29 protein-coding genes are annotated in these 22799 nt (G+C 68.7%); 8 read left to right on the top strand and 21 right to left on the bottom strand.

Going from position 1 to position 22799, the window contains the following annotated elements; genetic code table 11:
* Positions 1-18: 18 nt before the first annotated feature.
* The 8 genes from KOL93_RS03910 to idi are packed head-to-tail and all read right to left on the bottom strand — an operon-like array spanning position 19 to position 7475.
* Positions 19-480 carry a pyrimidine dimer DNA glycosylase/endonuclease V gene (locus KOL93_RS03910; RefSeq protein WP_221584025.1) on the bottom strand — a complete coding sequence of 154 codons (462 nt, stop codon included), beginning with the start codon at positions 478-480 and terminating at the stop codon, positions 19-21.
* A complete protein-coding gene (locus KOL93_RS03905) occupies positions 477-1949 on the bottom strand; it encodes an SDR family oxidoreductase (protein ID WP_221584024.1) in 1473 nt (490 codons plus the stop codon). Before KOL93_RS03905 ends, KOL93_RS03910 begins: the two co-directional genes overlap by 4 nt.
* On the bottom strand, positions 1946-2836 hold the full coding sequence (locus KOL93_RS03900; RefSeq protein WP_221584023.1) for a prenyltransferase: 891 nt from the start codon (positions 2834-2836) through the stop codon (positions 1946-1948). Before KOL93_RS03900 ends, KOL93_RS03905 begins: the two co-directional genes overlap by 4 nt.
* Complete coding sequence (locus KOL93_RS03895; protein ID WP_221584022.1) at positions 2833-3159, bottom strand: lycopene cyclase domain-containing protein; 327 nt, start codon at positions 3157-3159, stop codon at positions 2833-2835. Before KOL93_RS03895 ends, KOL93_RS03900 begins: the two co-directional genes overlap by 4 nt.
* On the bottom strand, positions 3156-3479 hold the full coding sequence (locus KOL93_RS03890; RefSeq protein ID WP_221584021.1) for a lycopene cyclase domain-containing protein: 324 nt from the start codon (positions 3477-3479) through the stop codon (positions 3156-3158). The genes KOL93_RS03895 and KOL93_RS03890 overlap by 4 nt, the downstream gene beginning before the upstream one ends.
* Complete coding sequence (gene crtI, locus KOL93_RS03885; protein WP_221584020.1) at positions 3476-5035, bottom strand: phytoene desaturase family protein; 1560 nt, start codon at positions 5033-5035, stop codon at positions 3476-3478. Before crtI ends, KOL93_RS03890 begins: the two co-directional genes overlap by 4 nt.
* Positions 5032-5916: a phytoene/squalene synthase family protein gene (locus tag KOL93_RS03880; RefSeq protein ID WP_221584019.1), complete on the bottom strand. Its 885-nt coding sequence runs from the start codon at positions 5914-5916 to the stop codon at positions 5032-5034. The genes crtI and KOL93_RS03880 overlap by 4 nt, the downstream gene beginning before the upstream one ends.
* Entirely contained in the window at positions 5895-7475 is a 1581-nt protein-coding gene (gene idi, locus KOL93_RS16325; RefSeq protein WP_221584018.1) for an isopentenyl-diphosphate Delta-isomerase, read from the bottom strand. The genes KOL93_RS03880 and idi overlap by 22 nt, the downstream gene beginning before the upstream one ends.
* A gap of 65 nt (positions 7476-7540) precedes the next feature.
* On the opposite strand from idi, the gene KOL93_RS03870 reads away from it, so the two are divergent.
* On the top strand, positions 7541-8104 hold the full coding sequence (locus KOL93_RS03870; RefSeq protein ID WP_221584017.1) for a MarR family winged helix-turn-helix transcriptional regulator: 564 nt from the start codon (positions 7541-7543) through the stop codon (positions 8102-8104).
* A gap of 37 nt (positions 8105-8141) precedes the next feature.
* On the opposite strand, the gene KOL93_RS03865 is transcribed toward KOL93_RS03870, so the two are convergent.
* Both KOL93_RS03865 and KOL93_RS03860 read right to left on the bottom strand, forming a co-directional pair.
* Positions 8142-8561, bottom strand: a complete 420-nt coding sequence (locus tag KOL93_RS03865) for an SdpI family protein (protein WP_221584016.1) — start codon at positions 8559-8561, stop codon at positions 8142-8144.
* A 168-nt stretch (positions 8562-8729) separates the two neighbouring features.
* Positions 8730-9152 carry a PRC-barrel domain-containing protein gene (locus KOL93_RS03860; protein ID WP_221584015.1) on the bottom strand — a complete coding sequence of 141 codons (423 nt, stop codon included), beginning with the start codon at positions 9150-9152 and terminating at the stop codon, positions 8730-8732.
* 292 nt (positions 9153-9444) lie between these two features.
* On the opposite strand from KOL93_RS03860, the gene KOL93_RS03855 reads away from it, so the two are divergent.
* Positions 9445-9960: a TspO/MBR family protein gene (locus KOL93_RS03855; protein ID WP_221584014.1), complete on the top strand. Its 516-nt coding sequence runs from the start codon at positions 9445-9447 to the stop codon at positions 9958-9960.
* On the opposite strand, the gene KOL93_RS03850 is transcribed toward KOL93_RS03855, so the two are convergent.
* From KOL93_RS03850 to KOL93_RS03820, 7 genes are all read right to left on the bottom strand, one after another.
* Positions 9953-11104: an FAD-dependent oxidoreductase gene (locus tag KOL93_RS03850; protein WP_221584013.1), complete on the bottom strand. Its 1152-nt coding sequence runs from the start codon at positions 11102-11104 to the stop codon at positions 9953-9955. The two genes, KOL93_RS03855 and KOL93_RS03850, sit on opposite strands and share 8 nt — an antisense overlap.
* Complete coding sequence (locus tag KOL93_RS03845; protein WP_221584012.1) at positions 11101-11805, bottom strand: methyltransferase domain-containing protein; 705 nt, start codon at positions 11803-11805, stop codon at positions 11101-11103. Before KOL93_RS03845 ends, KOL93_RS03850 begins: the two co-directional genes overlap by 4 nt.
* The gene (locus KOL93_RS03840) at positions 11802-12911 is read right to left on the bottom strand and encodes a type III polyketide synthase (protein WP_221584011.1); all 1110 of its coding nucleotides are present in this window, start codon (positions 12909-12911) and stop codon (positions 11802-11804) included. Before KOL93_RS03840 ends, KOL93_RS03845 begins: the two co-directional genes overlap by 4 nt.
* A gap of 56 nt (positions 12912-12967) precedes the next feature.
* A complete protein-coding gene (locus KOL93_RS03835; RefSeq protein ID WP_221584010.1) occupies positions 12968-13579 on the bottom strand; it encodes a D-Ala-D-Ala carboxypeptidase family metallohydrolase in 612 nt (203 codons plus the stop codon).
* A 298-nt stretch (positions 13580-13877) separates the two neighbouring features.
* The gene (locus KOL93_RS03830; protein ID WP_221584009.1) at positions 13878-14426 is read right to left on the bottom strand and encodes a GNAT family N-acetyltransferase; all 549 of its coding nucleotides are present in this window, start codon (positions 14424-14426) and stop codon (positions 13878-13880) included.
* 4 nt (positions 14427-14430) lie between these two features.
* Complete coding sequence (locus KOL93_RS03825) at positions 14431-15207, bottom strand: class I SAM-dependent methyltransferase (RefSeq protein ID WP_221584008.1); 777 nt, start codon at positions 15205-15207, stop codon at positions 14431-14433.
* Positions 15208-15299: 92 nt separating this feature from the next.
* Positions 15300-15803, bottom strand: coding sequence for a DUF805 domain-containing protein (locus KOL93_RS03820; protein WP_221584007.1), 504 nt, complete (start codon positions 15801-15803; stop codon positions 15300-15302).
* A 126-nt stretch (positions 15804-15929) separates the two neighbouring features.
* Between KOL93_RS03820 and KOL93_RS03815 the strand changes: the two genes are divergently transcribed.
* The gene (locus KOL93_RS03815) at positions 15930-16514 is read left to right on the top strand and encodes a dihydrofolate reductase family protein (RefSeq protein ID WP_221584006.1); all 585 of its coding nucleotides are present in this window, start codon (positions 15930-15932) and stop codon (positions 16512-16514) included.
* Between the two features lie 26 nt (positions 16515-16540).
* Here KOL93_RS03815 and KOL93_RS03810 read toward each other — a convergent pair whose 3' ends face one another.
* On the bottom strand, positions 16541-17149 hold the full coding sequence (locus KOL93_RS03810; RefSeq protein WP_221584005.1) for a TetR/AcrR family transcriptional regulator: 609 nt from the start codon (positions 17147-17149) through the stop codon (positions 16541-16543).
* A gap of 87 nt (positions 17150-17236) precedes the next feature.
* On the opposite strand from KOL93_RS03810, the gene KOL93_RS03805 reads away from it, so the two are divergent.
* Together KOL93_RS03805 and KOL93_RS03800 are read left to right on the top strand one after the other, a co-directional pair.
* Positions 17237-18433, top strand: coding sequence for an MFS transporter (locus KOL93_RS03805; RefSeq protein ID WP_221584004.1), 1197 nt, complete (start codon positions 17237-17239; stop codon positions 18431-18433).
* Positions 18434-18562: 129 nt separating this feature from the next.
* The gene (locus tag KOL93_RS03800) at positions 18563-18919 is read left to right on the top strand and encodes an iron chaperone (RefSeq protein WP_221584003.1); all 357 of its coding nucleotides are present in this window, start codon (positions 18563-18565) and stop codon (positions 18917-18919) included.
* A gap of 78 nt (positions 18920-18997) precedes the next feature.
* Here KOL93_RS03800 and KOL93_RS03795 read toward each other — a convergent pair whose 3' ends face one another.
* Positions 18998-19468: a hemerythrin domain-containing protein gene (locus KOL93_RS03795; RefSeq protein WP_221584002.1), complete on the bottom strand. Its 471-nt coding sequence runs from the start codon at positions 19466-19468 to the stop codon at positions 18998-19000.
* 383 nt (positions 19469-19851) lie between these two features.
* Here KOL93_RS03795 and KOL93_RS03790 point away from each other — a divergent pair, with 383 nt between their 5' ends.
* On the top strand, positions 19852-20394 hold the full coding sequence (locus KOL93_RS03790) for a dihydrofolate reductase family protein (protein WP_221584001.1): 543 nt from the start codon (positions 19852-19854) through the stop codon (positions 20392-20394).
* Between the two features lie 83 nt (positions 20395-20477).
* Here KOL93_RS03790 and KOL93_RS03785 read toward each other — a convergent pair whose 3' ends face one another.
* On the bottom strand, positions 20478-21128 hold the full coding sequence (locus KOL93_RS03785) for a TetR/AcrR family transcriptional regulator (RefSeq protein WP_221584000.1): 651 nt from the start codon (positions 21126-21128) through the stop codon (positions 20478-20480).
* Between the two features lie 186 nt (positions 21129-21314).
* Between KOL93_RS03785 and KOL93_RS03780 the strand changes: the two genes are divergently transcribed.
* Positions 21315-21605 (top strand): DUF4287 domain-containing protein, encoded by a 291-nt coding sequence (locus KOL93_RS03780; protein ID WP_221583999.1) that lies wholly within the window; start codon positions 21315-21317, stop codon positions 21603-21605.
* Between the two features lie 101 nt (positions 21606-21706).
* On the top strand, positions 21707-21937 hold the full coding sequence (locus KOL93_RS03775) for a cupin domain-containing protein (protein WP_308291531.1): 231 nt from the start codon (positions 21707-21709) through the stop codon (positions 21935-21937).
* A gap of 133 nt (positions 21938-22070) precedes the next feature.
* Here KOL93_RS03775 and KOL93_RS16320 read toward each other — a convergent pair whose 3' ends face one another.
* Entirely contained in the window at positions 22071-22736 is a 666-nt protein-coding gene (locus tag KOL93_RS16320) for a TetR/AcrR family transcriptional regulator (RefSeq protein ID WP_221583997.1), read from the bottom strand.
* Positions 22737-22799 lie beyond the last annotated feature (63 nt).

Below are 22799 nucleotides of genomic sequence, written 5' to 3'. Positions count from 1 at the left end.
TCCTGATGTCGGGGTGGATCAGAGCGCCGAGCCGCGGTCGCTCTGTTCGGGTGTCACTTTCTCCCACTCGGCGATGGGGCCGTCGACGACGACGAAGCTCGGGTGCGGATCCGGCGCGTGGATCCCCTGCCAGCGCTCCCAGACGTCGGGGCTGCGCCGGCGCAGCTTCTCGGACAGGTGCGACCACTCGTATGCGAGCTGCCCTGTCGTCACGGTGAGCTCCGCGCGGGATCCCGTTGCGAGGATCTTCTCGCGCACGAAACGATAGCCCCGCGCGTCGGCGTCATCCACGATCGCGGTGAGGAAGTCGCCGATCGCCGCGAGCGGATCCTCGGTCTGCTGGAAGCGACGGAGCTGCGGGTGGTTCGAGTACCCGCGGCCCGGGGACAGGATCACGGCCTGGGCCAGGAGCGCCTCCCGCCACGCCGCGACGAGTCCCGCGCGGTCGAGATGCCGTGGATGGAGCGACCAGAGCCTCACGAGTCCGCTCCCGATGAGCGCTCGGCCGCGCGCAGGATGCTCGTGACCATGCCGCCGAAGATCACGCCGTGAAACGGCAGCAGCGTCGCCCAGTAGAGACGCCCTGCGAGCCCCTTCGGGACGAACACTGCGCGCTGGCGGTAAACCGATCCGTGCCCGTCCGGGTCGACTCCGAGCTCGAGCCACCCGCGGCCCGGCATCCTCATCTCCGCGCGCAGACGCAGCGCGTGACCGCGGTCGATCGACTCCACACGCCACACGTCGATGACATCGCCCGTGTGGAGGCGGGAGGGGTGCCGCCGCCCGCGCCGCATGCCGACGCCGCCGGACAGCCGATCGATCCACCCCCGCACAGCCCATGCGAGCGGAGACGAATACCAGCCGTTGTCGCCGCCGATCGATTCGATGATCTTCCAGACGTCTTCCGCCGGCGCCTCGCTGCGGCGCTCGCGCACGTCGGTGCGCACCGTATAGCCCGCCCAGTCAGGGTCGCTCGGCAGCGGGTCGCTCGGCGCCCCCGGGACGGTGGCGCTCTGCCAGCTGGTCTCCACCTGGCCGTCGCGCTCGCGGCTGAGGGCCAGCCGCACCGCGCCCCGGTACGACAGCAGCCCCTCCGGGGGCGGAGGGATGACCTGATCGATGTCGCGTTCGTCGGCCACGCAGTCGTTCTGGAGCGAGGCGATGATGGGGACCGCGATCCTCCGCGGCACCGGCGTGACCAGATTCACCCACTGCGAGGCAAGCCACGGAGTGAAGACGGGAAGCGCGGCGATGGGCCGCTGGCGCAGCCCCGCCTCGAGCGCATAGCCGTTCATCATCTGGCCGTACCGCAGCACGTCCGGACCGCCGATGTCGAACGTCCGGTCGATGCGTTCGTCCAGGGCGACCGACTCGACGAGATATCGGAGCACGTCGCGCACGGCGATCGGCTGGACGCGATTGCGCACCCAGCGGGGCGCCGGCATGTACGGGAGAACCTCCGTGAGGTGCCGGATCATCTCGAACGACGCCGAACCGGATCCGATCACGATCCCTGCTTGGAACACGATGGCCGGGACGTCGCTATCGAGGAAGACCTGACCGACGGCCGCGCGCGAGGCCAGGTGGGGAGACAGCGGGACGCCGTCCGGGTGCAGCCCCCCAAGGTAGACGATCCGTCCCACGCCCGCGTCCTCCGCCGCGTCCGCGAACGACTGGGCATCGCGTTTCTCCGCGGCCCCGAAGTCGCTTCCCGCCCGCATCGAGTGCACGAGGTAGAAGGCGACATCGATGCCCGTCATCGCGCGCCGCACAGCCTCCGGGTCCGACAGGTCGCCTTCGGCGACATGGACACGTTCGCGCCAGGGCACGTCGGTGAGCTTCCACGGCGAGCGCACAAGACAGGTGACCTCGTAGCCTGCCTCGAGCAGCTGCGGTACCAAGCGCCCGCCGATGTAGCCGGTGGCGCCTGTCACGAGGACGTGTGTCATGAGAAGAGTCCCTCCAGGTAGCCGACGATGAGGAGCATCGTGACCGCGAATCCGGTCACGTAGTTGATGGCGAGAAAACGGCGCCATGCGACGTTGACGTTGCCCGATTCCTCGTCGCTCACGCGCAGATACGGCGCCGCGCTCACGACGTAGGGCACCGCGGCGGCCGCCGCGAGAGCCGCCGGCCACGGCGTGAACAGCATGAGCACGCCCGCGCCGAGCCACAGTCCGACGGCCAGTCTCACGGTGGCGGCGGCGCCCAGTGCCGTCGCGATGGACCCGATGCCCGCGGCACGATCGGGAACGATGTCCTGCACGGCACCGAACGCGTGACTCGCCATGCCCCAGAGGAAGAAGGCCGTCATCGTCACGACGATCGCGCCCGTCACCGCGGTGCCCGCGAGCGCCAGGCCACAGAGCGCGGGGAGGACGAAGTGCAGACTCGACGTGACTGAGTCGAGGAAGGGGATCTCCTTGAAGCGCAGGCCGGGCGCCGAGTAGGCGACGACCGCGAACAGACTGATCGCGAGCAGCGCCCAGAACCACGGGCGGCCGTCTGCGAGCATCACCAGCGCGACCACGAACGGGACGGCGAGGGCCACCGCCGCGATGAGCGTCACCCGGTGCAGGCGCGGGGGCAGCGTCGCGCCCTCCACCCCTCCCTTTCGCGGGTTCGCGAGGTCCGAGCTGTAGTCGAAGACGTCGTTCACGCCGTACATCAGGAAGTTGTAGGGCACGAGGAAGAAGAGCGTGCCGATGACGAACGTCGCGTCGACGCCACCAGTGGTCAGCAGATAGACCGCCGCGAACGGATAGGCCGTGTTGATCCAGCTCAGCGGACGCGACGCGACAGCGAGCGTGCCGATGGTCGAGAGGAGGCCCGTCATCGGCGCGCTCCGTGCTGACGCGAGGTGAGAAGCTCCCGCACACCGGCGAGCAGGAGGGCGCCGACGACCGGATAGAGGAAGTCCTCCAGCGGCATGAGCCCCAGCCGCCACCCCAGCGTGTGTCCCGGGCCGTAGTCGAAGAATCCCGCCAGCATCATGACGTTGTCGAAGATGGCTGTGAGGATCGCCAGGCACACCGTCGTCGCGGCCCACCCCGTGAGGTAGGCCCGAAGACGGCCACGGCCGCGTGCGTGAACGGCCCCCACCGTGAACACGATCAGACCGACCACGATGAACGGAATCGACATGAGGAGGTAGGTCATCGCGTCTCGCTCCTCTCCGTCAGCCGCTGCCAGCCGCCCAGGAGCACGAGCGTCAGGTACGTCAGAAACGACACGAACAGCAGCTCTTCGAGCGGGAACTGCGGTGCGAGGAGCACGCCGGTCGCCCAGCGAGAGTCGAGATGGCGGAAGACCCCGAACGCGATGCCCACGGCATCCCATGCGAGGAAGAACACGATGCCGATGCCGAGGGCGAGTCCCGTGCGAACAGGAGCGCGGCCGAACGCGAGCCGATAGCGAGCGTCGACCAGGCCGATGCACGCGGCGCTCACGAGCAGGGCGATGGCGTAGACAGCACTCATCTCTCCCCCACCGGCCCGGGGGTCTGGTCGTCGCGGACGAGCTTCAGCACGAGCTCCGCGCCGATCAGGCACATTGGCAGCCCGACGCCCGGCACCGAGGTCGCGCCCGTGTAGAACAGGCCGGCGAGGCGCCGCGACCGCGTCACTCCGCGGAAGAAGGCGCTCTGACGGAGCGTGTGCGCGGGCCCCAGCGCGCTCCCACGAAATGCATGGAACTCGTCGACGAAGTCACCGGGCCCGATGGTGCGGCGCACGACGATGCGCTCCGCAAGATCCGGGATCTCCGCCCACTCGGCGATCTGCTCGATCGCGCGATCGGCGATCTCGGTCACGGCGGGGTCGCCCTGTCCGTCCACTCCCCCTCGTCCGATGCTCGCGTCGGGCGGCACCGGTACGAGCACGAAGAGATTCTCGTGGCCGTCGGGCGCCACATCCTCGTCGGTCGCGCTCGGCATGCACACGTACAGGGACGGCGGCGTCGGTACGCGCGGGTCGGATCCGAAGATCGCGTCGAAGTTGTCTCGCCAGTCGTTCGAGAAGAACAGCGTGTGGTGCCGCAGCTGCGGCAGCTCGCCGCGCACACCGAGCATGACGAGCACGGCCCCCGGCCCGGAGACCTGTGCGGTCCAGCGATTGTCAGGATACGAGCGGTCGCGCTCGGCGAGCAGCGCGGTCTCCGCATGGTGCTCGTCGATCGCCGACACGACGATGTCGGCCTCGATCTCCCGGCGCACGCCGGCATGATCGACCGCGACACCGCGTACGGCGCCATCATCGGAGAGGATCTCGGCGACCTCGCTCTCCGTCTCGATCCGGACCCCGTGGGCGCGTGCGAGTTCGACGAGCGAGCCGACGAACCCGCGGAACCCGCCCCGCGGGTACTGCACACCATCGACGAGATCCATGTGACTCATCAGGTGGTAGAGCGCCGGCGCGTCGAACGGGGACGTGCCGAGAAACACCGCCGGGTACCCGAGGATCTGCCGCAGCCGACGGTCGGCGAACCGACGGCTGATCATCGACCAGAGTGAGCGCGTGAGTAGCGGGACGACCGCGGGCGCATTCCTCAGCACGCCGGGCGCGACGAACGACCGCCAGGAGGAGAAGGGGTTGTAGAGGTACGCCTCGCGCGCCGCCTCGTAGGTGCGCGTCGCCGAGGAGAGGTACCGCCGTACTCGCGCCCCGGCGCCCGGCTCCCGTTCTTCGAAGAGCGCCGCGACAGCGTCCGTCCCCGACCGCACGTCGACCGGCGCGCGATCCGCGAACGCGTCGGGCTCGCCGTAGACGCGATAACCGGGGTCGAGTGAAATGAGCTCGAGGTGCGCCGCCGCGTTCGTGCCCATCAGGCGGTAGAAGTGCTCGAAGACCTCGGGCATGAGGTACCACGACGGCCCCGTGTCGAATGAGAAGCCGTCGCGTTCCCATGCTCCGGCACGCCCGCCGAGTTCGGCACGGCGCTCGAGGAGTGTCACGTCGTGTCCGTCGCGCGCCAGAAGACAGGCGGTGGCGAGCCCGCTCACTCCGCCCCCGATCACGACCACACGCGAGCCGCTCATCGCGCGACCTTCCGCGCAAGTGCACGAAGGAGGATCTGCGCTTTCACCAGATCAGGCACACGCACGCGCTCCCGGGCGATGATCGCGGCCGGAGTGCGATCGATGCGCGCGGCGAGCTCACCGAAGAGCGCACGGGCGGCCCAGACCGCGGAGCGGCAGGACGGGTCCAGCAGCGAGATGGCGACATCGGCGGCCGCGAGGTCGTCTCGGATCTCGCGCACGATCTTGTCCTTCCTCGCATCGGTGAGCTCGTCGTCCGTGTCGGGAAAATAGCGCCGTCCCAGCGTGTTGCGATCGTCCGCGTAGTCGCGCAGGAAGTTGATCTTCTGGAACGCCGCGCCGAGCCGACGCGCACCCTCCTGCAGAGCCCGGCGCTCGCCATAGGAACGAGAGCGCTCACCTTCGAACACGGCCAGGCACATCAGCCCGACGACCTCCGCGGACCCGTAGATGTAGGTCGCGAGCGCATCCTCGTCGAATTCGACGGCATCGAGATCGGCGCGCATCGAGGCGAAGAAGGGCCCTACGAGGTCTCGCCCGATTCCGTACTCGCGGGCGGTGAGAGCGAACGCATGGACGACGAGGTTGGCGCTGTATCCGCGCTCGCACGCGCGCGTCGTCTCGGCTTCCAGGGCGTCCAGCATCGCTCGCCGTCCTTCTTCATCGATTCCCGCTGCCTCGGCGGGACCGTCGACGATCTCGTCGGCGACGCGGACGAGTGCGTAGATCCGAGCGATGTCCGCGCGAACGCGGGAATGCATCAGCCGGTTCGCCCAGGCGAACGACGTGGAGTAGCGGCGGATCACGATCGTCGCGCTGTCCGTCGCGGCACGGTTGTAGAGGCTCAGGTCGGTGGAGATCAGGCTCGGCGTGCGCTGCATGCGTCATTCGCCTCCTCGAGGAGTTGCACCAGCCCCGCGGGCAGGTCGGCGTCGCGGATACGCCGCCCGACCTCCTCGCGTCGCTCATCGATCAGGGATTCGACGTACGCTCGCGCGCCGGATCGCTCGACGACGTCGCGGACGCGGGCACCGTCCGCCGGTGTCAGGCCCTCGTCGCCGAAGTGGCGCGCGATGCCGGACCACGCGGGATCGGCGCGTGCGTAGGAGATCAGCAGCGTCTCCTTGCCCTCCCGCAGATCGCTCAAGACCGATTTCCCTGTCTCGCGCTCGTCGCCGAATGTGCCCAGCACATCGTCGCGGAGCTGGTAGATGACGCCGATCTGCCGCGCGATCACGTCGACCGCATCGGTGACGCGGCGGGGCGCCCCCGAGAGCGCTGCGGCGAGCGCCAGCGGCGCGCGGAACGAGTACGCAGCCGTCTTGTGCTCGATCATCGCGAGGACGTCGTCCGGGGTCGCTTCGGTCAGGTGCATGCTGAGGAGCACGTCGGTGTGCTCTCCGGCCGCGCTCTCGAAGACGGTCTCGCTGAAGATGTCGAGCGCGGACCGACGGCGATCCTCGGCGACGTCGAGCCCAGCGATGAGAGCGTGCGCCCGCGTGAGAAGCAGGTCGCCCGAGATGATGGACGACGCATCTCCCCATGCCCGCGCGTCGCGCCGCGGCGCACCGGCCGACTGCGCCTCGGACGCGAATCGTCCCGCGACGTTCTCACGACCGCGCCGCGTGAGGTCGCCGTCGATCACGTCATCGTGGATGACCAGGGCCGCGTGCAGCAGTTCGATCGCGCACGCGGCGTCGACGGCCGCGGCATCGTCGTCACCGCCGAGCGCGCGATAGGCATCGAGCAGCAGACGCGGGCGGACCTTCTTCCCCCCACGCGCAATCCATGCGACCGTCTCCCACAGGCGCTCGTACGACGGGGTGAAGCGTGCGGCGTCCTCGCGACTGTCCCGGAGGATTCCCGCCATCCGCGATTCGAAGGCCGAGAAGAGCGGCACGGGGTGCGCGCGCGCTCCGTCCGAAGAGAGTGCGGGCATGACGCCCGGAAGATGAGCGACCAGCCACGGGCTGAACGCCCACGGCGCCGTGTTCACGGCCGTCGAGAGGTCGTCGGGCGAGATCCACTGGGTCTCCGACACCTCATCAGGATTCGGGTCGAGAGAAGACACCGCTCGCGCCACGAAGACCGGACAGTGCTCGTTTTCCTCGATCCCCGAGGCGTCTCGGGCGGTGTATCCGAATTCCGGCAGGGGGCAGGAGACGATCTCGACGTCCAGGCCCAGTTCGAACGTCGCCCGCCGTCGGACAGCGTCCTCGAGGCTCTCGCCGGGCTCGGGGTGGCCGCAGTACGAGTTCGTCCACACCCCCGGCCAGGTGCGCTTGCCGAGCGCACGACGCGTCATCAGCACGTGGCCGTCCGAACGCACCACATGGCAGGAGAAGGCAAGGTGGCGTGGAGTCGTCTCCCCGTGGACGGTCGCCTTGGGGTGGGCTCCGATGGCGACGCCATCGTCATCTACGAGAACCACGTGCTCCACGGAACCGCTCCATTTCGTTAGCCTGGCAAGAGTTCAACCTAGCATATGAGATGTAGAGTGAAGGCGTGGTCGATCACAAGCTCTCGAGGATGAACGCGCGACATGCGTCGATCGACCCTGACCTCGTGGACGTCGCCGAACTCGCCGAAAGCGACATCGCACAGACGTTCGAGGTGATGGATGCGCTTGCCGAGTGGCAGGAGGCGTCGCGCCTCCTGGCGGAGATCTCCGCCCGATACATGCGGCTGAACGAGACCGACATGCGCGCGATACGCATGATCATGCGGGCGCAGCAGCGCGGAGAGATCGTCACCCCGAAGGACATCGCGCGCGATGTCGGCATCTCGAGCGCATCGACGACCAAACTCGTCGACCGCCTCGTCGACGGCGGTCATCTCACGCGCACGGCGCACCCCTCCGACCGCAGAACGACGCGGATCCGCGTCACCGAGTCGACCCGCCGCTCCGCGCGCGCCACAGTCGGACGGCAGCACGCCCGCCGCTTCGCCGCAGCGTCCGCGATGACGTCCGACGAGCGCGACACGCTGATCCGGTTCTTCGAGGCGATGACCCGGGCGGACGCCCCGCAGGGAGACCTTGTGGACCCCTCGGACGGGGCCGCGCACTGACGCGTCAGGCCTTCGCCGCCGACAGGCCATCCGACCCTCACTCCCCGCCTCGCCACCGGTCGTCTCGCACTCTTCGCGCCGCGACGCGGCCCCGCACTCCCGCCGTCATGCAGAACACGATCGTCGACGCGAGACCGGCCCCTGAGGCCGCCAGCACCGAGCCGATGGCGTCGCCCGGCCCGTGGACGGCGATCGCACCGAGCGAGAACACACCGGCGATGAGCAGTCCGATCGCCGCTGTCAGCAGCCAGGGTCCGCTCGTGCGATGGGCGGCCTGCCACGTCTCGCGCGAGGTCCAGAGCACGCTGCGCAGATCCTGCCGGTCGGCTGTGGCGACGTTGCGCTCCGGACCTCCGTGCCAGGACACCACCGCGAAGAAGAGCACCATCGCACCGAGCAGCAGAAGAGCGACGGCCAGCAGGAGGCTCCCTGCCGGCGCGAACTCTGCACCGTCCATGCCCCGATGGTAGCGACCATCCGGATGCATCTCGATGGCCATGCGTCCCCTCCGTTTCGCGCCGCCGCCTTCGTTCTCTCATCTCACGCACAGCGGAGGAAGAGAGGTGCTCTGTGTCAGCGCATCGGCTCCCAGACGCGTCGAGGAGAGGCTGCTCCCCTCTCGCGCCTACCGGGGGTAATAGGGGTAACCGGGGTACAGGTAGCCCGGGCCCCAGAACGGCTCGTAGCCGTAGTAGTCGAACAGCCCGCCGTAGGTCTCGGGTTCCCGGATGAGCTCGGGGTCGTATACGGGCGCGTCGGCTACGCGGCCGCGCGTCTCGTCGACCCGTACCTCGTCGGCAGAGATCGCCGCAATCGCGTCGACCGGGATGAACACGAGATCCTGGCCGATACCGAGGAACCCGCCGGACGCGACCTCCAGGATCCTGACCTTGCCTTCCGCACGGTCGATGAGCAGGTCCTTGACCTTCCCGAGCTCGTCGCCGTCTCGATCGACCACCGTGCGGTCGCGGATGTCCTCGTCAGTATTCGCGATGGTCTCGTCGGTGTCGCTCAACTTGATGAGCGCATCTGTCGCACGTGCGTTCATGATGAACCTCCTCGCTCTCGGTGATAATCCTCTGTGCCTCCCCGCGGCGAGCGCGGGGCCGGGCATCCTGGGGCGACTGTATCCACGCGGATCCGTCCGTGTGAAGGGGGCCCCGCGAGGGATCGAGAGCGTGCGATCACGGGCGGGCTCCGGCGCGGTGCGGATTGCGGCGGGCGGGCACACGGTTATCCTGGCCCCCGTATCGGTGCGCGACGAGGGCCGCTCGCGGACGTCTCCGTCCCTGCCGATGTGCGCACCGCTCGACCACCGCTCGCGATGTGAAGGGCTCCCCATGAAACGCTCGAACTCACCGGCCGTGCAGATCCTCGTCGCCGTCGTCCTGCTGCTCGCCGTCGCCGGAATCGCGGCGGGCGGTTCCCTGGCGACCGCGCCGAACGTCGACGGCTGGTATGCCGATGCCGAGAAGGTGCCGTGGAACCCGCCGGGCGGAGTGTTCGGTCCGGCGTGGACGGTGCTCTACCTGCTCATCGCCGCGGCCGGCTTCCTGCTGTGGCGCGCCATCGTCGTACGCGAGAAGCGCAGCTGGGACGGCGTACTCACCGTGTACATCGTGCAGCTCGCCCTGAACGCCGCGTGGACGCCGATCTTCTTCGCGGGCTACCCGCTCATCGGGGAGACGGCATGGTGGCTCGCCCTCGCCGTGATGGTCGCGCTCATCGTGGCGGTGATCTGGCTGATGGCCCTCGCCACTCGACGCTCGAAGATCGCGACGCTCCTGCTTGCCCCGTACCTGGTGTGGATCCTCTTCGCGTCGACCCTCAACATGGGCATCATCGCACTCAACTGAGCGCGGAGCGATCGAAGCCCATCGTGTAGGCGCGCGCCGCCACGCGAGCGAGCGGCGATCGTGCCGCCCAGCGGACTCCGCCGCTCGCCGCCGCATGCGCCGGGGCACTGCGCGCCCGGCCGATCGCGGTGTTGAGGCTCGCGAGTCGTGCCGCGGTGCGGGCGGACAGCAGCCGACTGCGCTCCCATTGGTCGAGCCCTTCGTCCGCGTCCGGATCGCGCAGCCAGCTCGTCAGCTGCGGAGCCAGCGTGACGGCGTCCAGGAGCCCGAGATTCATGCCCTGCCCGCCGATGGGGCTCACCTCGTGAGCGGCGTCGCCGATCGCGAGCACGCGGCCCCGCCGCAGGCGTCTGAGCAGCACGCGGCGAATCCCGAAGGATGTCGCCTCCTGAATGCGCCCGGCGAGCGCCTCGTCCCCTGTCCTCTCGGCGACGGCACGCCGCAGGCGCTCGACGCGCGCCGGCCCAGAGTCGCCGCCGGGCGGCGAACGGTCCCATGCCACAAGTCGCCGGCCCCCGCGCGGCAGGGGGAATGACTCCACGATGCCCGCGCGATCGAGCGTGAGGATCGCCGTGTCGGCGGGGAGGCCGGGAGCGTCTGGAAGATCCGTCATGAGGTAGCGATCACCGTAGGGCCCGCCATGCGGCCGGGCGATGGGTCCGGCGAGCGCGCGCCCCGCCGCACCAGCGGCGATGACGACGGCGAGCGCGCGGAACTCGATCTCGCCGCGCTGCGTATGGCACTGCACGCGGACGCCGTCTCCGTCATCGACGACGCGATGGGCTTCCGCTCCCCAGAACGGCTCGGGCGCGCCGGCCGCCAGCGCCGCCTCGGTGACGGCCTGCGGAACGGAGGCGACGAACGCGTATCGTCCCGCGCGCCCGTCGAAGCGCACTTCGCCCAGCTGGCGCCCGGCGCACACGGCGATGCCGCGCCGGATCCTGACCGCGTCGGCGAGGAGGCGATCGGTGACGCCCGACGGCTCCAGGGCAGCGAGCGCCGGCGGATGCACGCCGATCGCGCGCGATCCCGGCCTCCGCTGCGTGCGCTGCTCGAGCAGCACGACGTCGACCCCGTGCCGTCGCAGCTCCGCCGTCAGGCCGAGGCCCGCCGGCCCCGCGCCGACGACGATGACCTCGGTCACTGGTCCACGTACGGTGCGCGGTGCACCGCGAGCAGGCGGAACCTGTTCACCCGCTCGACGCGCCAGTCGGGCGGAAGGCGCGCGGCGAGCTCCCCCGGGGTGAAGCTGCGCCGGATGCTGCGGAGGCCGTCCACTCGCAGGAACGTGCCGGGCGCCACCACGGCCGCGCCGACCGAGAACCCCGCGTAGGCGAGTCGCCCGCGCGCGATGTCGGAGTGCACGCTGATCCCCACGGCGAGCGCCGAGGAATCGCGGAGCATCCCCTCGAGCTCTCGTCCGCGCAGGTGATGCAGCAGATGGTTCGACACGACGACGTCGAAGCGCTCGCCCGCCGCGACGAAATCACCCGCCCATGCCTCCCGGAATTCGAGTCCCGTCACCTCCTCGGCGGCGCGTGCGACGGCGAGTGCGCGGGGATCGGGATCGATGCCCACCCCAGTCGTCACGAATCCATCGCTCCGCGCGCGCCGGACGAGACGACGCAGCACGTCCCCACCGCCGCTGCCGATATCGAGGATCCGCGCGGGCCGATCGAGCCGTGCGAGAACGGGCCGCAGGTGCGAGCGGTAGACACGCCGCCAGCACCCGACGGTCCGGTTCACCGTGTCGAATCGCTGCAGGGTGCGACGGAGGCGGTCCGGATCGGCGTCCGGGTCGTCCATCAGCTCGGTGAGCTCCTCAGCCCGCACCGAGAGGGTCATGCGGCCGCAGGGGCGTTTCGTGTGAGAGCGACCGTCTCCACGGTGAGGCCGGGACCGAAGCACAGGCCGGCGACCCGCGCGCCGTCCGGCAGGGAGTCATCCGCGAGGATCCGCTGCAGGATGAACAGGATCGTCGCACTCGACATGTTCCCGTACTCGCGCAGGACATCCCGGGACGGCGTCATCGCCGCGTCGGGCAGGCCGAGGCCGCTCTGCACCTGGTCGAGCACGCTGCGTCCTCCCGGATGCACACCCCACGCGTCGACGGACGTGAGGGGATCCACGCCGTCGCCCAGCATGCGCGTCACGACGCCGTCGATCTCGCGACCGATGATGCGCGGCACCTGCGCGGTGAGACGCATCTCGAATCCGTGATCGCCGATCGTCCAGTCCATGTCCTCCGCGCCCTCTGATGTGATGTTCGTCGTGAAGGCTCCGATGTCGAAGAACGGTCCGGACGCCGGTCGCTCGTCGGACGCCACGATCGCCGCACCCGCGCCGTCGCCGAACACGGCCGACGCGACGATCTGCTCGGGATCGCGAGACGAGCGGATATGCAGGGAGCACAGCTCTGTGCACACGACGAGCACGACGGCGCCCGGCTGTGCGGCGCAGATGCGCGCCGCGGTGCGCAGCGCGGGGAACCCGGCAGCGCAGCCCATGAACCCGATGTGATAGCGCTCCGCCGTCGTCGGGATGCCGAGCTGCGTGACGAGGAGATAGTCGGGGCCGGGCGCGAAGAACCCGGTGCAGGAGGCCGTGACGACGTGCGTGACGTCGCTCGGATCGCGATCAGCGCGATCGAGGGCGTCACGGGCGGCGGCGAGCGAAAGCGGCGGAGCCTCGGCACGATAGAGCGCGTTGCGCTCCCCCGTGCTCGGGGTGCGGAGGTGCTGCTCGTCATCCGTGAAGCGCGAACCGCCCTCGCCGATGCTGCCGATCACCGAGTAGCGGGTGTCGATCGCCGACTGGTCGAAGGCCGCCCCGATGAGTCGCGCGGTGAGCCGGTCGACCGCCGGCTGTTCCCGGAAGAAGTCGCGGGTCGCCCGCTGCGACAGCGCGGCGGAGGGGACGGCCGTGCCGATGGACAGGAGCTGTGCGGTCATGCGGTCAGTCAACACGAAGAGGCGCGAACACGGGAGGGGTCGACGTGCAGTGCGCCTCAGCAGTGTGCGACGGCCGACTGGCCTTGCTGCCGGCTCGCCTCCTGCGCGGAGAGCTGCCGGAACCAGAACCCTGTGTCGACATGCGTGTGTCCCGAGTACCTGATGATCCCCGGGAAGCCGCAGGTGCGGGCCTTCTCGATCACCGTGCTGACCGAGCGATTCGTCACGCTGATGTCGGCGGCCCTGCCGTAGAGATGCTGACTGTCGCCGACGCCGCCTACCGACCTGTTGATCGCGGTGGACCGGAACGCGGAGTTGATGCGCACGGGCTGATTACCCAGCTTCCGGCGCAGCGCCTCCAGTTTGTACATCAGGTGCCGGACGTTCGCCTTCACCTGCGCCCGTGACGCCACATCGCTGCCAGTGAAGTCCCGCACGTCCGGCGAGTAGAACTCACGCCACGTGAAGTTCTTCGTCGACCCATTGCTCGAGGTCAGCGCGTCGAGCGCAGCGAAGGTCCTCGATCCGGCTACGCCATCTGCCGTGAGGCCGTAGGCGCTCTGGAACCGACGCAGCGCGCGATACGTTGCCGGGCCGAACTGGCGATCGATGGTGATCACCTCGTCGCGCGCGGTCCACCCCGCGACGCGGATCTGCAGCTCGCGCACGTCCTTGCCCGACATCCCTCGCCGAAGCGTGCGCCCCCATGTGATCGCGTGCGCCGGTGTCTGGCTCACGAACGGCCCAGCCAGGGCGAGAGCAGGGACAGCGATGGCTGCAGCCACCAGTCGTCGACGCGACAGTTCCATCGTCCACCTCTCGGCCGTCCTCCACGCCCTCGGTGGGCGACTCAGCGAATCCTACTCGCGGAGCGCGAATACCGTATGACCGACCATCCGCATCGACTCCGTTCTTCGCCGGCGCGTGCGGATCCGCGAAGATCGGTGTCGGGCCGCGGTCGCGCGTTCAACCCGTCCAGTCACGTCTGAGCAGGCCGTACACCCAGGAGTCGGACACGTCGCCGTTCACGATGCAGTCCTCGCGCAGCGTGCCTTCGCGCACGAAACCGAGCTTCTCGAGCACGCGCGCCGACGCCGCGTTGCGCGTATCCGCCTCCGCCTGGACGCGATTGAGATCGAGCGTTTCGAACGCCCACCCGAGCAGCGCTCCTGCCGCCTCTGTCGCGTACCCGCGGCCCCATGCCGCCGCGCGAAGACAGTAGCCCAGCGATGCACTTCGGAAGACCGGATTCCAGTCGTTGAATGTGCACCAGCCGAGGAATGTGTGGTCACGAGCCTGTTCGATGACCACGCGGGCACCGCTGCCGTCTTCCGCGAACTGGCGACAGCGGGCCATGAATCGCGCGACCGAGCTCCGGTCCGTCCACGGCGGAGAGTCCCAGTAGCGAAGCACGTCGGCATCGCTCTGCAGAGCGAAGATGTCATCGGCGTCCGCCTCCGTGAACGGACGGAGTCGCAGCCGATCTGTCTCGAGCGTCGGGGTCGCCAGGGTCATGTCGTCATGATGGCAGACGACCGGAACCCGGCTTGCGGGCGTCGATGAGATGGCGGGTGGAGTGCGCGACGAACGCGCCGTCGCGCTCGATGACGTCGTGGAGCTCGCGCAGTCGGTCGCGGTGCCGAGCCACGGTGAATCCCGGCACCCACCACGGCACCTTGCGCAGCAGATACACCGCGGCCGCGACGTCGCGGATCTCGATGCGCAGCCGGGCGGTCTGGAGGTCGATGATCTCCAGGCCGGCTGCTTCCGCTGCCGCCGTCTCGTCGTCCGGGTGGCGTCCACGGCGCGCCTCGGGCTGCGGGCCGAGCAGGAACTCGATCAGCTCGAACACGCTCGCCGGACCGACGTGCTGGGCGAAGTAGGTGCCGCCGGGCCGGAGGACCCGCGCGATCTCCTCCCAGCGGATCGTCGCCGGGTGCCGACTGGTGACGAGGTCGAACCCGCCGTCCGCGAAGGGAAGCGGCGGATCGCTCTCGACCGCGACCACGGCGACGCCGCGCGGGTGCAGCAGGCGAGTGGCCCTGACGACATTCGGCGGCCATGATTCCGTCGCGACGGCCGTGGGCGGGAACGCCGCCGCCTCCGACAGGACCTCGCCGCCGCCCGTCTGGAGATCGAGACTCGCCGCGGCGCGGCCGAGCCGTTCGGAGAGCCGACGTGCGTAGCCCCACGGGGGACGCTCCTCCGTGGCGCGCCCCTCGAGCCAGCTGAAGTCCCACCCGGAGACGTCGACGGACTCACCGACCGCCACGAGGTCGTCGAACGCATCTCTCATGTGGGCATTCTCTCAACGTCGTCGGTGCCGCGACGAGCGCGGTGTCAGCGATTCCGACGATGAGGGAGGCGCCCACCCGAGCGGGTCGTCGATCATTCCGCGTCGAACCGGGCGCCTTCCGGACGCGGTCCGCGCATCGCGAAGGCCAAGAGGAGGAATGATCCGATCGGGAGGGCGACGAGAAGCGCCCACCAGCCCGACATGTTCGAGTCATGCAGTCGTCGAACGAGGACGGTGACCCCGGGGATCAGTGTGGCGACCATCCAGATGCCCGCGCAGATGAGGAAGAACGCTGCGAGCGGGGAGCTCGGCGACTCTGTGGCGGTGACGGTGAAGAGGCGGATGTCTGCCGCGAACAGGGAACCGAACGGCCCCAGGTGCAGGGTCGGATTCGGTGTCCGACCCGAGATCACGGCGGGCATCACGAACTGGCAGACTCCGAGCACCGCCACGTTCGTGAGCATCCACCACCAGTACTCGCTGCGACTCGCGCGACCGCGCAGGCGAAACGCGTGACTCACGAATCGCTCGAACGCTCGCCCCGGCGAAGCCTGGACGAGCGAGGACGCCGTCGACTCGGCCGTGCGGATGCTCACGGGGCCGAGCGTAGCGGGATCGCCGCGCTCGGACACGGCCGAACCGCGCGGCGACGGCAGGCGCACCGGCATTCCGTCGAAAGCCGACTCCTGGCGTGGATCTGCTCGCGACCGTACTCTCGCCGCATGGGACTCCTGACTTTCAGCATCAACGTCACGTTGGACGGGTGCGTCGACCACGAGGAGGGACTCGTCGACGACGAGACACACGCCTTGTTCACCCGCCTCCTCGAGGACTGCGGAGCGATGCTGTGGGGCCGTGTCACCTACGAGATGATGGAGAGCTACTGGCCTGCCGTCGCCCGCGGCGAGCAGCCGGCGCCGCCGTCGACGCGCGCGTGGGCGACCACGTTGGAGACGAAGCCGAAGTACGTCGTGTCGTCCACGCGCGAGAACTTCCCGTGGACGAACAGCCACCACCTCCCCGGCGACCTCCGCACCAGCGTGCAGCGGCTGAAGGACGCGACGCCGAGAGGCGTTCTCCTCGGCAGCGGCGACCTCGCGGTCGAGTTGGATCGTCTGGATCTGATCGACGAGTACAGATTCCTGGTCCATCCCCGGATCGCCGGACATGGGCCCACGCTGTACCAGAAGGGGCTCCCCCGCACGCGTCGGCTCGAGTTGGTCTCGGCCGACCCGCTGACGAACGGCGCCGTCGCCATGCACTATCGGCGCGCGCACGGATCCCATGGCAGCCCGCCAGAACAGTGAGCCCGGCGACGAGGGCGCCGTGCTGATCACTCCGGGGGCAGACCCTCCGCCCTGTCCTGCTCAAGCATCCGCAGGATTGCGCGCCGCGCGCTCGTGACGAGGGTGTCGTCGCCGTCCACGCCTCGGTGCGCGATCGCCCCTTCCAGAAGCAGGAACACCTGGTCGGCGACCGCGTCGGCGGAAGTGGGGCACGACGCGCGGATCAGACCGCCCAGCCGCTGGCGAACGAGCCGCTTATGGGCCCGGATGACCTGATAGCCGGAATGGTCCTCCGGCAGCTCAGCGGCGGCGTTGATGAATGCGCAGCCGCGGCCTGATGGTTCGGCATCCTCGAAATAGGAGTCGAAGAACGCGAGAACGGGCGACGCGGGTTTCTCGGCGAGGCGTCGTTCCATGCGCTTCCACCACTGCTCGTGGCGCGCCTGCAGGTACGCCGTGACGAGATCCTCCTTCGACCCGAATCGGTCATACAGCGTGCGCTTCGTGTAGCCCGATTCGGCGGCGATCACGTCCACCCCGACCGCATGGATGCCGCGGCGGTAGAACAGGCCGGACGCGACGTCCAGGATGCGTCGCGCCCCGGTGGTCAGCTCGGGGACGCGCAGCACTTCCGAAGGCTCTTCCAGCGGTGTCATCTGGCTCCTAGCTCGCGTCGACTTCACAGATCAGTATACTTGCTGACGAGGAGTTCACAGGTCTGTGAGATCAGCGGAGGGATGCAGATGCGCGGCGCACTGATCGAGAGCAACGCACCGGGATCGCTCAGTCCACGCGAAACGCTCTGGCTCACCGGGGCGGGACTCTCACTGATCGCCGCATGCTATGGCCTGGCCCGGTTCGCGTACGGCCTGTTCATGCCCGTCTTCCGTTCGGAATTCGCACTCGATGCCGCCATGGCGGGAGCGATCGCGTCTGGCTCCTATGCGTCGTACTGCGCGGCGATCGCCCTCTCCACTGCCCTCTCACCGCGGTTCGGAGGCCGACTCCTCTCGATCGGCGCAGGAGTCATCGCCACGATCGGCGTCCTGATGATCGCGGTGGCTCCGAACACCGTCATCCTCACGATCGGAGTGGTCATCGCGGGGTCGAGCACCGGAGTGGCGTCACCACCCCTGGCGCATGCCGTTGCACACACGGTCAGGCGATCCCGACGGAACCGCGTGCAGACGGTGATCAATGCCGGCACGGGTGTCGGCGTGGCCACAGCTGGGCCGATCGCACTGCTCACGCAGGAGCACTGGCGCTCTGCGTGGCTCGTGTTCGCCGTCCTCTGCGCGGCAGTGACTCTCTGGGCCGCCGCCGCTGTCCCCTCGGGCCCCGTGCGCCGCTCCCGCCACGGCGCATCGGGCACACTGCTCCCACGCCCATTTCTGCCGACGGGCAGCAGGCCGCTCATCGCTGCCGCTGCGCTCATGGGGATCTCCAGCTCGACCGTGTGGACATTCGGGCGCGACGTGCTGGTCACCGTCGGCGGAATGAGCGACACCGCGTCAACAGCGGCGTGGATCCTTCTCGGCGCATTCGGTGCGCTCGGAGCGGCAGCGGGCGACCTCACGCGCCGCCTCGGGATGAGGCTCACATGGCACACGATCATGCTCATCATGGGGGTCGCGACGGGATTGTTCGCCGTGTTCCCCGGCCACGTCGTTCTCGCCTCGATCGCCGCGGCGACGTTCGGCGCCGCCTATATCTCACTGACCGGCGTGCTCCTGATCTGGGGAACCGAGGTCTACGCGGACGCTCCCTCGACCGGGGTCGGGCTCGCGTTCCTGGTCATCGCCCTCGGGCAGGCAGCGGGCTCGACCGTCCTGGGCGCCGTCTCCGAGGTCGCGACTGCGCAGACCGCGTTCGTCGCCGCGGCTCTCCTCGCCGTCTGCGGGTCCCTCATCCGCCCGACGTCCACGGCGCGGAATGGCTGAGGCACAGTCTGACGGACCCGAGATGCGAGGCGGGGACGCAGTGACCGACCGTTCGACCCGGCAGACTCGCCTACGGGACCGGTCCCCCGGCGCCACGAGAGCTTTCAGACCTGAAGGAAAGGCAGAGACATGGCAACCATCACCGACCACGACTCCTACATCGCCGCCGCGCCGGAGGCGTTCCGCCCGGTTCTCGACCACCTCCGTGCTCTCCTGCGCGAAGCGCTTCCGGACGCAGAGGAGATGACGGCGTACAACATGCCGGGCTTCAGGATCCAGGGCACGGTGGTCGCGAGCTACGCGGCGTTCACCAAGCAGGTCGGGCTGTACGTTCTCGCCCCGGCGATCTCCGCCCACGCCGAAGAGCTCTCAGAGGCAGGATTCCGAGCGAGCAAGACCGGCGTCACCTTCTCGCCGCGCAAGCCGGTCCCGGATGACCTCGTGATCAGGCTTGCGCGAGCATCACGCACGCACGTCGACGATTGAGGCGCCTCGGGCTCCGGCGCGATGAGGTCGCTGCGCGTGCACGCGGAACGCGGCGGAACTCCGGCACCGATCCGCCCCTCAGAGCGCGCCCAGCACGCGGTCCGGGTCGGCATCGAGCGCAAGCGTCTCGAGCACAGTGAGCAGCTGGCGCTCCTCGTACCGGAAGTGGCTCTCCATGATCGCCGAGATGCCTTCGAGGTGCCGCGAGAGAACGTCAGGCGTCGCCTCCGCATCGATGGCGACCTGCAGCGCGGTGACCAGATACGCGATCATCGAATGATCCTGTTCCAGCTTCCGCAGCGTCTCCCGCAGCTCCGGATGCTCCGCGGCGACGGCTGGGAACAGCTCGCGATCCTCGCCCCCATGGTGTCCGGTGAGTGCGCTGCAGAAACCACGGCAGAACAGCAGCAGATCACGATGCGCCGCCTGCGCCGGCTCACCGTCGGCGACCGCCTGCCGCGTGACCTCCAACGCCGTGCGCAGCCGTGCGTGCACTCTGCGCAATTCTTCGCTCCAGGCCACCAGCCTGGCCTTCTCGCCCTCAGCCATCAGAGGGCGAAGGGAAAGACGAGTTCATCGTCCCGCTCCTTCAGTTTCCACGCCTCCATGCCTGACACTGCCTGCCACCGACACGCGACGCTGCCGACAGCATAGCGAGCAGGGCGGCACCACGATTGCGCGCCTCTGATCCCGGCCCCGACCGGCAGCAGACTGCCGGGGAAACCGTCGGCTGCACCTCCGCGGTCGAGACGTCCGACGTCGAAGCGCGACCCGACGCGGAACCGGAGCTCGACCACGTGCCCACGCGTCGGGCGATCGGACTCGCGCCCGGAGCCGTGTTGTGCGACAGTCCGCGAAGGTGCCGCTGTCGCGTGACAGGATCACGTCAGGGAGCGGCGCAGCGACTCACCTCTACTCGCGAGGAGCACACCATGGCCACAGTGATCGTCCACGCCACCATCACCCTCGACGGATACCTGGCAGATCCGGACGACGGGGTCGACTGGATGTTCGGCAGGCCTTCGGCGCCCGAGGACGATTCCGTCGTCGAACGGGTCATGGATCGGATCGGAGCAGTCGTCGGGGGTGCGAACCGGTCGCAGACCATCGAGGACGGCGAGCTCCCGTACGGCGGCATGCTGAAAGTGCCGGTCTACCTCATGACCCACCAGGCACATGAGCCCATCGAGCGCGACGGCACCACCTACACCTTCGTCGTCGACGACATCGCCGAAGAGGTCGCGCTGGCCGCACGCTCTGCCGGCGACGGGTGGGTCAGCCTGCTCGGCGGAAGCATCTCGCGTCAGTGCCTGCGGCTCGGGCTCGTCGATGAACTTCATCTCGACGTCGTTCCGGTGCTGCTCGGCGACGGCATCTCGCTCTTCGCGGGGCTGGGGCAGCGCATCGAGCTTGAACGCCTCGAGACCTCCGCGTACGCAAGCGAGACACATCTCCGCTACCGAGTCCTCCGGTAGAGCTCCCGGCACGGTTTCGCCCCGCCACGATCGATCGAGCTCGCCCCGCTGATCCGAAGTGCACACGTGCGACGATGATCCCGCTATGTCCGCCCGTAGGCGCGGAGAAATGCCGCACTGCCTGTGGTGATCATCTTGTCGAGCTCTGGCTCAGTGACCGGCAGGGCAGCTCCGGCGAACATGATTCTGTTGCTGGGGATCCACAGCATCATGCCGGCGAAGTGCTGCGTTGCCATCGCAGTATCGGGGATATCCAGCAGCCCCTTGTCATCGAGGATCTGCAGGCAGCGGCCCACCGACTCGGATACGCGCACGAACCCTCTTTCCCAGAAGAGCAGGCCGAGATCGGGAAATCGGACGGCTTCGGCGATGACAAGTCGACGCAGCTGCTGCACCTGCGGGCTCATGATCGAACGGGTGAACTGGGTCGCGAGCAATCGCACGGCACCCTCGGCGGAGTCCGCCGCGCGCATGTGACCCGTCAGCGATGCGAACGGGTCCTGGATGCCGTCTGCTGCGTCGTGAATCAGGGCGGTGAAGACGCCTTCCTTGTCCCCGAACGTCTTGTAGAGCGTCTGCTTGGAGACCGCGGCGGCGGCGGCGAGCTCGTCAGTGGATGTGCCGACGTACCCCTTCGCCGTGAACACCGAGAGGGCGGCCTCGATCATCTGCTGGCGCTTGGCACCCGCCTTCACCCTGGCAGGACTCTCGCTGACATCATTCGCGTTTTCCATCTTGACCCCCTTGAGTACTAGACAGTACCGTACTCACACGTGAGCATCGAACGGCATTTCGCGAACGCGAGGAAGCCATGTGCACGCCCACAGCCCGCACCGCAGACGGCACCACTCGCGCGCTCCACCCACCGATCACGTCATCGAACCTGCGCTGATCAACACCACCGACGAAAGGACACCATCGTGTCGTTCCAGGCATATCTCGACGCCATCGAAACGAAGACCGGCCTCACCCCACGCCAGCTACTCGACATCGCCGAAGTCAAAGGACTCACCGCCGATGATGTCAAGGCCGGCCAGATCCTCGAATGGCTGAAGGCCGACTACGACCTTGGGCGAGGACACGGCATGGCACTCGTCCACGTGATCAAGAAGGGCCCGCAGATCGACCAGAAGCATGTCGGAACGACCGGGAGCCACCGGGACGAATCCGAGTTCCTGTGGCTTGAGGGTAAGGCGAGCAGCCCGTCATGATGACCGTCGTCGACCGCGAGCAACTCCGGCAGAACAGCACCGGGACCGCACGATTCGTTGGAGCTGAGCACGGGGCCGGAGTCTCGTTCTTCTGGGTGGACATGGAACCCGAACGCGGTCCGGACACCCACTGGCACCCCTACACCGAGACCTGGGTCGTGCTCCGGGGTGAGGCGGAGATCGTGGGCGACGGCGAAGAACGTCGCGCCGGCCCCGGCGCGATCATCACCGTGGCGGCGAACACCCGGCACCGATTCCGCAGCAGCGGTGCTGAGAACCTCGAGATGATCTGCATCCACGCCTCACCCGAAATCATCCAGGAGTTCGTCTAGAGGCGCGGCACAGCTGGTGAGAACCCGAGGCCGACATCGTTGGTCGCGCCGCTGACGACGAGGCGCTTCTCAGACCTTCCGCTCGCGCCGGGCGCTCATCGCTTCGAGCGGCGCGCCCTGGTCGTCGGCGAGCTCAGGCGCGCGGCAGCACTCCGAGGAGCGCCGAGGTGACCGCGATCCGAAGCGCGTCGTGCAGGTCGAGCTGATACTCGGCGAGCGCCGGCTCCTCCGCGTAGGCGGCCAGAAGGCTCGCCGGCGGCGGGACGTACGTCGACAGGGCGCCCGCCGAGACCAGGCTCATCATGCAGAACGTCTGGGCGCCCTCGCCGAGTTCGGGCAGGTGACGGCGCACGAGCTCCGCCATCACCGCGAGCTTCCCGAGCGACGAGCGCTTGTGACGCTTCACCACCTCGACCGAGACGTTGTGCTCGAGCACGCCACCCTGTGCGCCGAACAGATCACACAGGGCCCTGCGCGCCGACAGCGTGCGGGTGAGGATGTCGGCCAGCTGTCGCGCCCTCGTCTCCGGCGTCGCCTGCACGTCGACACCCGCGGCGAGCGCCTCCTCGAGCTCGGTGAGCCACTCACCCAGGAAGTCGTCCAGCAGCTCGAGCAGCACCGCCTCACGCGACTCGAAGTAGCGCAGCACGTTCGACTTGGCCAGGCCCACCCGGCGGCTGAGCTCATTGAGGCTCATCTCGGCGACGGACATCTGATTGAGCATCTCCGCCGCCGTGTCGAGGATCGCTCGGCGGCGGATCTCCCGCTGCTCCTCGCTGCGCGCACGCTGAAATGTCACCGCGTCATACTAGCAAGAGACCGCCGGTCTATTGACAACGCGCCAAGAGGCACTTTACGGTTC

The organism is Microbacterium salitolerans (genome assembly GCF_019720895.1).
Lineage (GTDB): Bacteria > Actinomycetota > Actinomycetes > Actinomycetales > Microbacteriaceae > Microbacterium.
The sequence above is the reverse complement of the archived record's forward strand: the minus strand, read 5'-3'. Positions and strand labels throughout refer to the sequence as shown.